Raw genomic sequence first — 15,334 nt, 5'->3', positions numbered from 1 at the left:
AAATGGTGAGGATTAATGCACTCGGCGGAAAACAGGATTACGCTTACCAGACTCGAACAACTTTTCCAAAAGTCTGCAGACGTTCAGTTTCAGGTGTATACATTCCATCAAAAGCAAGTTGTCTTCATAACTTGTGATGCAATGATTGATAAACAGCAGCTGTCTGATTCGGTAATTCCCAGTTTGGAACGGGCGTTTGAAGAGAGAGAAGATGAACATTCAAATCAGAACTTTATTAACACACTTCACTTACCCAATTTGAAAGTAGTCGATATAGAAGAGGAAATCATCACGCTCGTTTACTCTGGTCAGCTAATTTTGTATTTTGTGGAAACTGAACTGCTCTATGCGAGCGATATTTCCCAAAAACCGAATCGCAAGCCCGAGGAAACAAAATTAGGCGTTCCCGTCAAAGGGCCACGAGACAATTTCATCGAGGATATTTCTGTAAATATCGCATTGATACGAAAAAGGCTTCCTACTAATTCGTTATGTGTTGAGAAATTCGAATTAGGTCGCCGTTCCAAAACAGCTGTAGCGTTACTTTATTTTGATGACATCGCAAGTAAGGAAATACTCTATGGCATCAAAAAGCAATTAAAGAAAGTAGATGCGGATATCATTTTCAGTGGAGACTTTCTGATGGAAAGAGTCAATAGAAATTCAAAATTGTTCCCGTTCAATGATACAACTGGCCGAGCGGACAATGTCATACAGGCACTTGTCAGAGGACGTTTTATCATATTAGTTGATGGAGTTGCTTATGCAATCATAACGCCAGTGGACCTATTTCTTCTTTTAAAAACAAGTGATGATTTTGAAACACCATCGATCTTCAGCTCACTTGAAAGGATTTTGCGTTTGGGAGGAATGGTAATTGGCTTATTATTGCCCGCATTCTGGCTAGCGTTGACGACGTTTCATCAAAATCAGTTGCCTTTTCAGTTATTGGCGACAATTGTGCAAGCGAACACAGAGCTTCCGTTACCTTCAGCGCTTGAGATGCTCATTATGCTCATCATGTTTGAGCTATTCCGTGAAGCGGGCTTGCGGTTGCCAACGGCGCTTGGAGGAACAATCGGCGTAGTGGGCGGGTTAATTATTGGAGATGCAGCCATTCGGGCGGGCATCACGAGTCCGGCCATGATTGTTATTATTGCGACCTCAACGATCGCCGCATTTACATTGGTCAATCAGTCGCTAGTAATGGCTGTCTCGGTGTTACGCATTGTATTCATCCTGCTGACATCATTTTTAGGATTGTTCGGATTTTTCATGTCTCTGTATTTTACCATTATCTATTTGTCCAACATCCGTATATTCGGCGTACCTTATATAAGCATTACAACTAATCCAAGCTGGAGCACGATAAAGAAAGCGATCTTTCGCTTAACCCCTTCCCAATATACTAGACGTCCCGAGCAGTTGAATACGAAAGATAAAACACGTAGCAATGAGGCTGAAAAATGAATAGGAAATTTTGGGTGATTATACTTTTACCGCTTGTCCTTCTCTCAGGCTGCTGGGATGTTGATGAACCGGAGCGCATGTTGTATATACACGGAATGGGTGTCGATTACAAAGACGGAAAATATGAAGTGTACGCGCAAATTATCAGTTTTGCAAATACCGCGAAATCGGAAATGCCACCATCCGATCTTCCGCAAGCTGAAGTCGGTTATGAAACGGGCGAAACGATAGATGAAGCCATTCATAATTTGTATCATTCGATGGATGAAAAAGTATATTGGGGCCATTTATCTTACTTAGTCGTATCTGAAGAAGTATTGAAAAATACAAAGCTTAGTCCAATAATAGACACATTTATTCGCTTTAGAGAAACCCGATATAAGATATGGGTCTACGCAACAAAAGATTCTGTGGAAGAGGTGTTATTGGTAAAACCGGTGTTGAATAAAACCGTTTCCCTGTCCAAACTGTCGGACCCTGAAAACTCTTTTAAACAGGAATCCTATGTTGAACCTATCGATATTCGCAGACTTATCATCGATATGAATGAGCCGGGGTACGAAGCGAAGATCCCGGTTGTCACGTTAATCGATAATTGGAAGTCCTCGAAGGAAACAATTAATTCGATTTCCGTAAATGGGGTAGCGGTTGTAACTCCGAAAGGATTACAAGGGGAAATACTGGATGATAAGGCTAGAGGACTTCAGTGGATGTCCAACGATACGAAGAGAGGACAGCTCACTTTTAAATTGTCGAACGGGGAGTATATTTCGGCAATCATTGAGAAAGTAAATAGGAAGATTAAGCCGGTTTTAGGCACAGGGGACGCAAGGTTTGATATTAATGTCAACATGACTGTCTATGTCAGTGTTATAGTAGGAGAAGTTTCTTATCAAGAGATAAGAAAGCATGTAATAGAAGAAGCTGAAAAAGAAATTATGAAAACATACGAAGAAGCCCTAAAAAAAGATATCGATATATACGGATTCTCAAATGTATTATATCGGGAAAATGTGAAAGTGTGGAAAGAGCAACATACAGATGGGAAAATAAATCTAACTGAATCATCGATCCGGAACATAACGATCCAGTTGGATAAAATAGCCTCTGATAGAAAGTCAATAAAACCAACGATTGAAGAGTGAAAGGCAGTCCCCTTTGCGTTTGTAAAGGAGCTGCCTTTTTTATCTGTCAAGTAAACCAGAAATGTCCCACGACAGCTAAGAGTAGAATGTGAAAAGTTTGGTCTACCATTATGAGTAGCCAACCGGCCTTCTTTTCATCGACACTCATGATGCTCTTTGCCCACCAGGCGACGAACCGATGTCTGTCCAAAAAAATATGACTTACAAATACAAGTAGGATTGCAGCGATGGGAAAATCCCCAGAACCGATGAATAACGCTAGAGTGATGCAAATTGTATAGACTGCACTATGCACAATCAATGCAAGCCAGTTCGTTCTTTTGTTTACAGCCATCCAGTTCGTCTGAAGGAGATAATCACCGACGAGATGACCGGCTAATAAGTATGAGAAAATGCCCATCAAACATGCTCCATTCTGGCTATAAAAGATTGTGGTGGTGAGAAAAAATGTATGTTTCTATCATTATAAGTGATAAAATAGTAACAAGGGAAGGGTAAACTATTTTAATAAGGGAAGGAATCGTTGAAATGCCTTTTTCGCAAGACAGTAACGATGAGAAATTCGATTTAGAACGCCGGGCAGATAAGATGCTGGCAATGATTTTTGAATATATGACGAAAATGTCGTTGGAAACGAATATACATAATATTCTTCAGGTATTGGCGGATCTTGGGCAGAAGATGGTGAATGCCGACCGTTGCTCCGTATGGTTGCATGAACCGACTGAGAAGAGTATTTGGACAGTCGCGGGTCATGGACTGGAAAAGGTTACGGTGGATGAGAGTAGTGGAATCGTCGGACTTAGCATCCAGACAGAGGAAACCATTCGTGTATTGGATGCATATGCGGATCCTCGGTTCAACGATGCAATTGACCGCAAAACAGGTTACAAAACGAAGTCACTATTATGTATACCGTTTAGAAATAGCGAAGGAACAGTGATTGGCGCTTTCCAAGCGATTAATAAAAAGAGTGATTCGGAGCAATTCACACCGCAAGATGAAGAATACCTCACGTTTGCATCTACTTATGCGGGAAAGTCGTTAGAAGCGTTCATTTTGCGCGAAGAACTTGTAGAAACACAAAAAGAAATGATAACGACGATGGGGGAAATCGGTGAAAGTCGTTCGCTTGAAACAGGTTATCATGTGAAACGTGTTGCACAATATTCCTATTTACTTGCAAGCTTGGCAGGTGTACCTGATAAACAAGCTAAGATGTTGAAATATGCTTCACCGATGCACGATATCGGAAAAGTGGCAATTCCGGATAGGATTCTTTTAAAACCAGGGAAATTGACAGATTTGGAATTTGAAGAGATGAAAACCCATACGCTAATTGGTTATGAAGTGTTCCGCAAGTCACAAAGGGCACTGCTAAAAACAGCTGCGTTAATTGCATATGAGCATCACGAACGATGGGATGGTACCGGGTATCCACGCGGCCTGGCAGGTGAAGATATTCATTTGTTTGGACGAATTACAGCGATTGCGGATGTATTCGACGCACTTGGAAGTGATCGAGTTTATAAAAAAGCGTGGCCGCTTGAGAAGATTATTGACTATATGTCGGAGCAATCGGGACACCAGTTCGATCCATTTCTTGTTAAGTTATTTCTGGAACATATTGAGAAGTTCATTGCAATCCGTGATCAGTTCAAAGAAGGTTAGGTGAACCGCAACGGTGGATAAAACATACAAATTTACTGAAAAAAGGGAGTTCGGTTTGCCTGTCCATGAAGTATGGGAAGCGGTAGCGGATACAAACCAGTTAAATCGATACGCCGGCTTGTTTGCCGTGAATTTTACTCCCTTTCAAAAAGACGCGAAGCAGATTATACGAAAAGGAAAAGCGACGGCTTTCGGCGTAGTGCCGATTGAATGGATTGAAAATGTGTTCGAATGGGTGAATGAGTCACATTACTCCGTTGAACGAATTTATACAAAAGGACCATTAAAACGAGTCATCTGGAAAGTAATCGTCGAAAAAGTAAATGAAAATCATACAATCATGAAGCTGGACGGTCGGTTTACCTATCAGAATCTCTTCGGTAAAGCTGCGTTGCATATAGAGACGCTTCCTCAATTGCGAAAGATGTTCAATTATGTAAGTATGTTTGAAAAAACGGAAAAGAATTATCGGAAAACAGCACATTTTACACCATTAGCGCAAGTGGATGAAAAGCGATTGACTGAGCTGGCTAAACAATTAGGCGAAATCCTAGATGAACAACGGATGATTGAACGTCTACTATTCACGTTGCGAATGGCTCCGGATGATCTTGTCAAAAAGCTACAGCCCTACAAATGGGCGGAGGATTTTGGATTCGACCGTGGAAAAACAATTGAACTTTTTCTGCTGGCCAATGAAGTCGGGCTCGTAAATTATGAATGGAATATGATGTGTCCAAATTGCCGAGTTCCTAAAAATCGAGTGACAAGCTTGAGACTGGTGAAAACGACTGTCCATTGTGATTTATGTGGAGTCGATTTCGAGATGGATTTCGATAAATATATAGAAATGATATTTACAGTCCATCCAAGTATCCGAAAAGTGAGTAATGAAGTATTTTGCTTAAATGGTCCGTTTAATTCACCACATATTGTCGGGCAGTTCCGTATCGGACCGAATGAAGAGAAGGTTGTTGATTGGACACCGATGACGGAAAATCTACGCATGCGGGTGTTAAAAGATAATTTACAGGTGCAACTTGGAAATGTCGAGGACTTACAAGAGCAGGTGATCATTTATAATTCCTTAGGATTCGTCGGAGAAAGATTCAATCAGGCGCAGCAATTTAGAATCATCAATGAATCAGAAGAAGAGATTGTATTGGCGGTTGAAAAAGTGGATTGGGATTCATTTGCATTGACCGCCAGGGAAGTAACATCCTTGCAGTTATTCCGGAATCTATTGCCGGCTGAAGTACTTGCCCCCGGTATTGAGATTGGTGTCAGTACATTGACAGTAATGTTCACCGATTTAAAAGACTCAACCCGTTTATATGAGGAAATCGGTGACTCGCTTGCCTACGCTGACGTTAAACGACATTTTGATTATCTTGAAAAGCAAATTTCTACACACCACGGGTCTATCGTAAAAACGATAGGAGACTCCGTTATGGCGGTATTTATTAAAAATGAAGATGCGCTGGATGCGGCGATTGCCATTCAACAACAAATGCCTGATCTGAATGAAACGTTGTCGCATCCAGTGTCCATCAAAGTTGGTTTTCATGCAGGTCCTGTCATAGCTGTCAATGCAAATGACGTGCTTGATTATTTCGGCAGGACAGTAAATATGGCAGCGCGCGTACAGCAGCAAAGTACTGGTGATGACATCGTTATAACAGAAGAGGTATATAAAACACTCTCAAGAAAAGGTATGAAAGTACTGCCATGTGATGTGGAGCCGTTTGTAGTAACTTTACATGGAGTTGATAACAATCAATCATTATACCGTTTGACAGTGGTGAAATAGTGAAAAGTCTCGGGAAGTATACCTCTTCCTGGGACTTTTTTATACTTGCTTATACGACAAGAGTAATAGCGTCTTTCTTAATCCAGAATCGAATCTAGTTCACATGTTGTGCTTGGTTCATCGATGAGTAATTTCTTTTTCGTTTTAGCAGGGGAAACTGAAATAATAGCGAATATTGCTATATGGCGAAGATTCAGTCGTTATACATACTTTTAGGACTTCTAGTAAAGGGGCGTTTACATGAAAGTTGGATTTGAAGAGCAGGCGCAGACATTTATCACTAAAGAACTCATACCTGGTGCGATGCTTGAGGTTGCTGAAAATAATAAGACGATTGTTGATAAGAATTTCGGGTTCAGAAATGTGAGAGAGCAGCTTCCAGTAAATGGGGACACTGTCTTTGGCATTGCATCCATGACAAAATCTTTTACTTGCGTTGGAATTATGAAGTTGCAAGAAGCTGGAAAACTGTCGGTACATGACCCAATTGTTTCGTATCTCCCGGAGTTGAAAACGAAATCACAAGCAAGCGAGATTACCATCCATCATCTGATGACCCATACTTCTGGCTATCCACCGCTTGCAACACATGTCTATGCACGCAAAAACAGCATCGAAAAAGATCCGTCTTCAAAAGATTACGGACTAGATTTACTCAATAATCCTGGACCGCATATCGAAACGTACGATGAAATGCTCGCTTTCATGGCGAATGATGAATTCGAATGGCTCGGAAAGCCCGGAGATTATTACAGTTATTCCAACGACTCTTATGGGTTACTTGGTATCATTATCCACCGGGTGAGCGGTCAATCTTATGAGTCCTTCATCGAACAGCATATTTTAGAACCGGCCGGCATGACAAGAAGCTTTTTCGATATGAATCGGTTGGACACGACGGACAATGTCACAACGCTCTATATGAAAACAAAAGATGGATCGGACGTTTATGAAGCGCCAATCTGGTGGGATGCACCATCGATGCGAGCAGTTGGCTATTTGAAGTCGACCGCAAATGACATAATCCGTTATTTGGAGCTTTTCTGGAATGAAGGGACGATCAATGAAAAGCGCATTTTATCCAAAGAAAGTGTCGAGCAGATGATGACGCCGCATATCGAATATGAACCGGGCAGATGTTATGGCTATGGATTACGCATCATCCCTGACTATTTCGGTTCCAAACTAATCAGTCACGGGGGCGGGTTAAAGGGTGTCTCTTCCTTTATGTGTGCCATTCCCGATAAGAAACTTGCGGGTGTCATTTTGACAAATGTCGCGGATGTGTCTGCGGGGGATATCCTTATGGGAGCGTTGAACAGCATTCATGCTAGAGAATATGAGACATCTCCCTTCAAAGTGGAAACAGTACCTATCAGCGATGAAGAACTTGTTACCTATGAAGGTGTCTATATTTCCGGTGAAGGGATGCATGTCATTGCACAAAGAAGAAATGGTCTATTCGGTGTCGAATCCAATGGGGCATTTAAACGGCTGCAGTATATAGGGAATAATATCTTTGTCGCAGAACAAGATGACTCGGATATTCTTCAGTTTATTGCAGGTGAAGATGGGACGATTGAACGGATCGTCTATGGTGGAAGACATATTATCAAACAAATGGGATAAAGACAAAAAGCGGCAAGTGCCTTGGACAGGTTACTGTCTAGGCGCTTGCCGTCTCTTTGTGTGCGTAGTCAAACCGTAAATGTAGCCGACGACTGCCAATAGGATGGCAGGTACAATCCATCCGATTCCTTCTTCGTAAAGGGGAAGATAAGTCAGGATGCGTGTGACAGGAGCAATTATGATTCCAAACTCCTTCAGCATATCGAAGAATCCGATAACGCCTGCTCCTGCTAGCGCGAACAAATAGACAAATGGATAGCCTTTAAACAAAGAATGGAAGAAACTCAAGCAGATTAGGACAATTGCTAACGGGTAGATCCCGATAAGGATTGGCAGTGTAATCGAGATAAGTTGCGTCAATCCAATATTTGCAATGAATGTGCTGAAAATGCTTATAACGAGTACTACCCATTTGTAAGAAATCTTCGGGAATGTCATTGAGAAAAATGTAGCACATGCTGACACAAGGCCGACTGAAGTTGTCAGACACGCAAGAAGTACAGCTGCTCCAAGCAATAATTGACCGTTAGTTCCCATCAATTCATAGGCAAGTTTTGCCAAGATGATGCCACCGTTTTCAGCATCCGGTGCGACCGTCCGACTCGTCATTCCTAAGTATGCCAGCCCGATATAGACTAGGCTCAGCCCGGTGACAGCGATAAAACCGGACTTCATCGTCAATTTTGTAATGACTTTCCTATCCGTAATCCCTTTTGCCTTAATAGCATTAATGACAATGATACCAAATACAAGCGCTGCAATCGCATCCATTGTCAGGTAGCCTTTAATGAACCCGCTTGCAAAAGGATTAGTCAGATATTCAGCTTGCGGTGGGCCGCTCACGCCAGCAGGCTTTAAAATGCCAATTATGACAATCGTAGCGACGATTACTAAAAGGATCGGCGTCAATATCTTACCAATACGGTCGACTATTTTGTTCGGCGTTAATGCAAGCCATGCGGTGACGCCGAAAAATAAGATTGTAAATAGCATTAATGTCAAGTTTTCGTAAGAAGCTGAAACGAATGGGGAAGCCGCAATTTCGAACGCGACAGTCGCTGTTCGTGGAATTCCGAAAAGTGGTCCAATTGACAAATAGACCGCGACTGTAAAGACGATGCCGAATAACGGATGGGCTTTACCGGCCAAATCGCTTAGCTGGTCCCCACTTCTTGCGACTGCGACGACACCAAGGAAAGGTAGCCCAACGCCTGTCAAAAGAAAACCTGCGATTGTCATCCATGCCGCCGTCCCTGCTTGCTGTCCGACCAAAGGAGGGAAAATCATATTTCCAGCCCCGAAAAACAGTGCAAACACGACTAGTCCTAGTTTGATAGTGTCACCTGGTTTGAATTGATTCATATGTATACCTCCGACACTTGTATCCGATTTCACTCAAAGCCTGTCAGTCGTCACTATATATAAATTCCAATGTTCTGTCAAGTTGCAAAACAAGTATCCCGTTGGAATTTGGGTGTTCGCCCTTTACGTAATCATATTACGGCATAAACTAACATCATCAAGGGCTCTGGAGGTGTTGAGAATGTCAGGAAATGTTGGAGGACATTGTGGTAACGAAGGCAGCGGATTTACATTGATTGTCGTGCTGTTTATTTTATTGATCATCGTTGGAGCGTCGTTTGCAGGTGGCGGTTTTTGTTGAACTTTGAATCAAATTAATAGAAATGCTGGACGCATGATTTTATCGTGCGTCTTTTTTTATTTTAATATTGAAATCTGAAAACTCCTTACGTAACTGCCCATAAAGTATGTTAACATTCAGAATAGAATGGTCACTTTTAAAATAGACTAGTTGAATAGGATAAGGAGGCGTATGAATGGTAAATGCAACGGAAAACAAGTTTGCGTCATACCCGCAACAGCCCCATGGCGGCAAGTTAGTGGACAAGGTTGTGTTAGGAAAAGAACGGGATGCCGATTTAAAAAGAGCGAGACAATTGCCAGTGATTATGGTTGATATGGAAGCGGTTATAACACTGGAGATGATTGCGACAGGAGTTTTGTCGCCTAATGATGGTTTTATGAACGAAAAAGATTATAAATCTGTGCTTGAAAAAGGCCGCCTCTCAAACGGTACCGTTTGGCCGGTGCCGCTCAGTTTCGCGCCGACAGGTTCCAAAAATAGAGAAATTATAGCTACATTAACTGTTGGAGACGAAGTGACGCTTGCTGATGAAAATAACGAACCGGTAGCCATTTTACAACTGGAAGACATCTTTGCTTATGATAAAGAATACAGGGCTTCCCACTTGTTCGGCACAACAGACCGCAATCATCCGGGAGTCGATGCCATTTATAGAAGGATGGGAGATACCGCGCTAGCTGGCCCGATTCGATTATTGCAACGCATCGATTGGGGACCATTTGAAAAGCTTAGGTTGGAACCAAAAGATACATGGCATGAATTTTATGAGGTGAAAAAGTTCCGTTCTGCCGCAGGTTTCATAACAGGTGCAAACCCTTTGCATCGAGGTCATGAATACATTCATAAAAACGCATTGGAAGAAATTGAGGGCACTGAAAAACTTACGTTTTTTAGATAAAGAAGTTTTTCGGAATGAAAAAGAGGCATTTTCTGTTCAAATCTGAACAGAAAGTGCCTCTTTTCTACCTTTATTTTCATTCTTTTTCGTTCACCAGTTTTATTATCCGTTTCAGATTGACTGCGAATATGGTAGTCGCGGCCTGGATGCCCATGCCAAATAAACCCGCTGATTGGGCCTGATCGTACCCATGCGGATTTTTCAACTCACTATTTTTCGCTTCGATTTTATATCGATTTCGTGCAAGCCTTTTAAATTCCTCTGTTTCCTGAAAGGCTGCCTGTTCTACATGTTCCGTGGACTTGATCGATACGGAATACGTTTTACTTTTAGCTCCTTCCTTGTAACAACCTTCCCTCAATGGACACGTTTTACATTTTTCAACATCAAAATAAAACGTCATTGTTTGGTTCCTCTTTTGTCCCTTCTTGCCCGTGCGGGCTTTTCGAGTTGCCATATGCCCGGCCGGGCATACAAACATTCCCGCATCTTTATTAAAATCAAATTCTTTCGCATGTCCTCCGGTTGTAACGATGGGATTGAGTTTAGCGATTAATTGAATTTGTTCTTGATTTGTATAAATTAGATTATCTTTTCCAGAATATGCAGCGTCTCCTAATACTGTATCAATCTTCATTCCAGTCGCTTTACTTTTCTCGATTAATTCCTGTAAGTACTGTCCATCACTTTTTTCGCCTGTCGTTACGGTTGCCGCTGTAATAATTCTCTCATCACACATAGCGATATGCGTTTTATAACCGAAGAAAGAGGAGTCCGCTGATTTATGACCTACACGTGCATCGGAATCAACGGAATATTGAAGATGATGTTGAGTATCCCCCACTATTTCCTTTAATGTATTTAGTCGTTCTTTAACGGCTGGTACTTGAGAGATTTGTGGTTCATTTTCAATTGCCTCAATGACTTTTTCACAATATGCCAATTCATCATCCACTTCGTTAGAAGTGGACTTCGCAGGGAATTTATCTTTCATTGATTCATCAATTTTATAGACAGCTTTTCGGACATTCTTCGACTTTTCTTGTAGGAATTCTATCGGTGATTTCTGATTGTAACGTGCCTTGGTATGTGTTGCGTCCACAATGATTGTATTACTCTTAATGATTTTCTTTTCAAGTGCGATTTCAACCGTCTTCTTGATTAACATATCTAAAAGACCGACGTCTTTGAGACGTAGTCTACGGAATTTTGTAAGGGTACTTGAGTCGATGACGTCATCTTCTGGAGCCATATTTAGAAAGTATTTAAAGGACATGTCGTATCTGGAGCGTTCCACTAAGTCAACATCAGATACATCAAAGATAGCTTTTAATAATAAGTATTTGAACATACGGATGGGCGGAATTGCTTTACGCCCATTATCCAAGCAGTATTTGGTTTTAAGCTCTTCTAAAATAAAGGAAAAATCAACAAGTTCATTTATTTGGCGAAGCATATTATCTTTCGGCACGACGATATCATAAATCGCCATGTAAGGACTTAAATTTAGGGTTTCCTGGTTTGAAATCATTGGGCGCACCACCTACATTTACTTAATTTTAGTATATAGGAAATGGACCGTGATTTTTAGGGGTTAAAGTGATTATTTTCGAAATAGATTGTAGTGGATTGGAGTGGAAGGCAGCGACTCCAGCGGGAACAGCGCGAGCTGAAAGCCCCGCAGGAACGCAGTGACGAGGAGATTGAAGCCGTGCCCGCGGAAAGCGTCTGCCTGGAACGGAAATCCACGGCTTCCAAGATGAAAAAAGCGAGAATGGAAAACGACAAGTCGTTTTCATTCTCGCGATGATCTGCCTAAGGGGACTTTTTCAGTGCCGTCGAAGAAATTGATGGGTTACTTTTGCAACCTCTTGTAGAGATGGCAAAGAGGGAGTATACACGTCATGAGTTCCGGATGCTTTCTTATCGTAGTGTGCTAGAAACCTATTATCCGAAGGGCAGATCGATTCTAGCTCCGCTTCGTGTCACCTATATTTTTGCAGGTCCGCGGGAAACGGTTTTGCATGCACTAATTATGAAGAATTACGGCTGTACACATGCGCTTATTGGGCGGGATCATGCAGGAATAGGGGATTATTATGATAAATATGCGAGCCACACGATCTTTGACCAATTCAAACCTGAAGAGCTTGGTATCGATATCCGGTTGTTTCACGAAGTGTTTTATTGTACGAGATGCGATACGCAAGCGACGGAACAATCTTGTCCACATGATGAACAGTACCGCATCAACATATCTGGTACAGGGATAAGGGAGATGCTACGGCACGGAATCATGCCACCAAAGGAAATCGTGCGTCCGGAATCAGCGAGGATTGCAATACAAGGCGTCCAGCCGAAAGGGTTGGATGAATTTGAGAACGCAATCTCTCCAGTAGGAAAGACAATCAAGAGCATTTTCCCGTTCTATTTAAACAGGACAAGGCTCGGAGGACCCAAACGCACAAATCCTTTGACGGTCGAGGAGCTGACAAACCGGGATCTAGAGGCAGTAAACTTAGATGTGCGGGCAAATGCAAATAAAATCTATCAGGACATTTTCGACGAGTATACGAGTGTTGGGGATACGAACCGCAATTTGCAACCTGAGTGGGTGATGGATGCGCGTGAGACTCTACATCATCAGCAACAGATGGTTGTAGAAGATCTAAAGGAGAAAGTGAAACAGGCGCCAAAGTCAGCATCGGATGAGTTCATGTATCAAGACAAGGAAGAAGCGGAGAAAGAGTTGAATGTCGCAACGAAAATTCTTGGAGACATTCCGAAAGTGCTCCGGGCCGACGATTTTGATTACCGTACATGGAATGTGCTGCCTTATAAGAGATACCGTGGAAGTGATGAAGAGTAAGAAATGAGTAAAGCGGCCGGAGATTACTCCTGGCCGCTTTGCTTTGTTATTGTCCTCTATGGAGTGTTACCGCATCGGCGACCATGGCGGCGACATAGTTACTTCCGCCTTCATCTTCGATACCTTCAATCATCATCGCGATGATATATGCTGGATCATCGGAGTCGTATGCTACGAAAAATCCGTTTTCATGGCCTCTGTCTGCGCCCGCTGCTTTTAGTTCTGCAGTCCCCGTTTTCCCAGCAAATGCAATGGTAGGAAGGTTTGCAGATTGAGCGTAGCCTTTGACGACAACATCCCGCAAGTTCGTGCGTAAAATCTGTGCGTTTTCCTTCGAAAGTAATCCGTCTTTCCAAACTTCACTATGCTTATCTTCAAGCAGAAGTGTCGGCTTATACATCGTGCCACCGTTAACAATCGGTTCATACATCGCCGCCAGATGCACAATATTTGTCAGCATCTGCCCTTGACCGAATGATGTATCGGCAAGCTGTCCTTCTGAGCTAATCTTTCCGTCATTTGAAATCTGTGAAGAAGCGATGTTGAGAATGAAAGGGATGTCCTCTCCAAATCCATACCGTGTCAATCCATCGATGAATGTCTGGCGACCCATTGCCAGAGCTTGTTGCGCAAAATAAATATTATCTGAGTAGATGAGCGCATTGTTCAAGTTGATAGGATTCGGTGCTTCAGGATGCAATCTCGATACGCGATAATTCCCCCACGAGGCGTCTTTTTGCCACGTTCTTCCGGTTATATTCAATCCTTCCTCAGGGTTCAGTTTGCCGATTTCCATGCCAATCGCAGCTGTGATTGGTTTTAATGTCGATCCAGGAGCGTATGAAGCTGCATACCGGTTGAACAAAGGTTTCAATGGATCTTCGGCAAGTTCGTTGTATCGTGCTGAACTGACACCAAGCATGAACTCCGTCGGGTCAAAACTAGGAGAACTTACAAGTGCCAATGTCTCGCCTGTTTGTGGATCGACTGCCGCACTTGCACCCGGTTCACCTTTCATGGAGTCAAATAATGCCTTCTGCAATTTGGCGTCAATCGTCAATGAAATGATTTCCCCGTCTTTAGCAGGCTGCTCGATAATGGTAATCGGTGTAGCCCCTGCTTCCGCTTCTTTCATATAGATACGAATGCCATCCTGCCCGCGAAGTCGTTCTTCCAGTACGCGTTCCAAGCCTTGTCTGCCGATTAGATCGGTTTCGGTATATCCTTTGCCCTCAAGTTTTTCCAATTGTTCAGCCGTAATCTTCCCAACGTACCCTGAAACATGTGCCAAAGCTTCACCGAAAGGATATTCCCGCATTTCAGATTTCTGGTACGTCACGCCTGGCAATTCAATGAGTCGATCGACCAAATCTTTCTTTGTGTTGGATAAGACTTTGAGCGGTACGAAATAAGAAGGTTTCACCCAGCTTTGATTCAATTGCTTATCGATATAATCCGTGGATACGCCGAGAAGATCAGCAACCACCTGTTTGTTTGAACTGTCCGTGAATCTTTCAGGTACTAGACCGATTTCATAGCCAGCTCCATTGATCGCGATTGGCAAACCATTCCGGTCAACAATCTCTCCACGTTTGGATAAAATCGTTGATATGCCGACAGTTTCTTTTGTGCCAAGTCCAGGCAAGATGAATGAAGGATCCCATTCGGCATACCAATTCTCTTCTTCCTCACGTAATTCATGGAGCATCACCAATTCCTTATCAAATGCTAACGGTCCTGCTGCAGTATCCATGGATATATGGACAGTGAATGGTGCTGGCTCTTCTGTATTCCATTCTTTATCCGCTGCCGGTGGATCGTATGTAACGATTATGTTTTCAATTCCAAGATCTTTTTGTAACTTTTCCTGCCGGTCAATGAAATGATCCGTATTAAAAGTCGCTGTCGTTCCTCCGGTCAAATATTCATTGTACATCTTTGTAAAGTCGTTATTTTGCCAAAGCGCTACGTATTCTTGCAATCTATCGTCAGGTGTTGCCGGTTCTTCTTTCGTACAGCCTGTGACTAAAATAATCGATAATACGAATAATGCGGAGAGCCATCTTCTTTTCATTCAAATACATCCTTTCTGCAAATGTTTTTTCGAGTTCTCTTTGCTATCACTATATCGTAATTGGACTCAAACCGTATAGCGTAAATTTACTTCGCGCTACAG

Annotated in this window: 12 protein-coding genes; 8 read left to right on the top strand and 4 right to left on the bottom strand. The window is 42.4% G+C overall.

Going from position 1 to position 15,334, the window contains the following annotated elements:
• Positions 1–15 precede the first annotated feature (15 nt).
• Together QWT69_RS12760 and QWT69_RS12755 are read left to right on the top strand one after the other, a co-directional pair.
• Positions 16–1,470: a spore germination protein gene (locus QWT69_RS12760; RefSeq protein ID WP_317966215.1), complete on the top strand. Its 1,455-nt coding sequence runs from the start codon at positions 16–18 to the stop codon at positions 1,468–1,470.
• Positions 1,467–2,615 (top strand): Ger(x)C family spore germination protein, encoded by a 1,149-nt coding sequence (locus tag QWT69_RS12755; protein WP_317966213.1) that lies wholly within the window; start codon positions 1,467–1,469, stop codon positions 2,613–2,615. The genes QWT69_RS12760 and QWT69_RS12755 overlap by 4 nt, the downstream gene beginning before the upstream one ends.
• Before the next feature lie 46 nt (positions 2,616–2,661).
• Here the strand turns inward: QWT69_RS12755 and QWT69_RS12750 are convergent, their stop codons facing one another.
• Positions 2,662–3,015 carry a DUF3307 domain-containing protein gene (locus QWT69_RS12750; protein WP_317966211.1) on the bottom strand — a complete coding sequence of 118 codons (354 nt, stop codon included), beginning with the start codon at positions 3,013–3,015 and terminating at the stop codon, positions 2,662–2,664.
• A gap of 128 nt (positions 3,016–3,143) precedes the next feature.
• On the opposite strand from QWT69_RS12750, the gene QWT69_RS12745 reads away from it, so the two are divergent.
• The 3 genes from QWT69_RS12745 (at position 3,144) to QWT69_RS12735 (ending at position 7,725) form a co-directional block, all read left to right on the top strand.
• Complete coding sequence (locus QWT69_RS12745) at positions 3,144–4,286, top strand: HD domain-containing phosphohydrolase (protein ID WP_317966209.1); 1,143 nt, start codon at positions 3,144–3,146, stop codon at positions 4,284–4,286.
• Between the two features lie 13 nt (positions 4,287–4,299).
• A complete protein-coding gene (locus tag QWT69_RS12740) occupies positions 4,300–6,096 on the top strand; it encodes an adenylate/guanylate cyclase domain-containing protein (protein WP_317966207.1) in 1,797 nt (598 codons plus the stop codon).
• A 240-nt stretch (positions 6,097–6,336) separates the two neighbouring features.
• Entirely contained in the window at positions 6,337–7,725 is a 1,389-nt protein-coding gene (locus tag QWT69_RS12735) for a serine hydrolase domain-containing protein (protein WP_317966205.1), read from the top strand.
• 30 nt (positions 7,726–7,755) lie between these two features.
• Here QWT69_RS12735 and brnQ read toward each other — a convergent pair whose 3' ends face one another.
• Complete coding sequence (gene brnQ / locus QWT69_RS12730) at positions 7,756–9,087, bottom strand: branched-chain amino acid transport system II carrier protein (protein ID WP_317966203.1); 1,332 nt, start codon at positions 9,085–9,087, stop codon at positions 7,756–7,758.
• A gap of 181 nt (positions 9,088–9,268) precedes the next feature.
• On the opposite strand from brnQ, the gene QWT69_RS12725 reads away from it, so the two are divergent.
• On the top strand, positions 9,269–9,388 hold the full coding sequence (locus tag QWT69_RS12725) for a YjcZ family sporulation protein (protein WP_317966201.1): 120 nt from the start codon (positions 9,269–9,271) through the stop codon (positions 9,386–9,388).
• Positions 9,389–9,563: 175 nt separating this feature from the next.
• On the top strand, positions 9,564–10,289 hold the full coding sequence (locus QWT69_RS12720; protein WP_317966200.1) for a hypothetical protein: 726 nt from the start codon (positions 9,564–9,566) through the stop codon (positions 10,287–10,289).
• A 76-nt stretch (positions 10,290–10,365) separates the two neighbouring features.
• Here QWT69_RS12720 and QWT69_RS12715 read toward each other — a convergent pair whose 3' ends face one another.
• On the bottom strand, positions 10,366–11,820 hold the full coding sequence (locus QWT69_RS12715) for an IS1182 family transposase (RefSeq protein ID WP_317966198.1): 1,455 nt from the start codon (positions 11,818–11,820) through the stop codon (positions 10,366–10,368).
• Between the two features lie 330 nt (positions 11,821–12,150).
• Here QWT69_RS12715 and QWT69_RS12710 point away from each other — a divergent pair, with 330 nt between their 5' ends.
• On the top strand, positions 12,151–13,158 hold the full coding sequence (locus QWT69_RS12710) for a hypothetical protein (RefSeq protein ID WP_317966196.1): 1,008 nt from the start codon (positions 12,151–12,153) through the stop codon (positions 13,156–13,158).
• 46 nt (positions 13,159–13,204) lie between these two features.
• Here QWT69_RS12710 and QWT69_RS12705 read toward each other — a convergent pair whose 3' ends face one another.
• Positions 13,205–15,232: a penicillin-binding transpeptidase domain-containing protein gene (locus QWT69_RS12705; RefSeq protein WP_317966194.1), complete on the bottom strand. Its 2,028-nt coding sequence runs from the start codon at positions 15,230–15,232 to the stop codon at positions 13,205–13,207.
• Positions 15,233–15,334 lie beyond the last annotated feature (102 nt).

This window comes from Sporosarcina oncorhynchi (genome assembly GCF_033304615.1).
In the GTDB taxonomy this organism is placed as follows: Bacteria; Bacillota; Bacilli; order Bacillales_A; family Planococcaceae; genus Sporosarcina; species Sporosarcina oncorhynchi.
The sequence above is the reverse complement of the archived record's forward strand: the minus strand, read 5'-3'. Positions and strand labels throughout refer to the sequence as shown.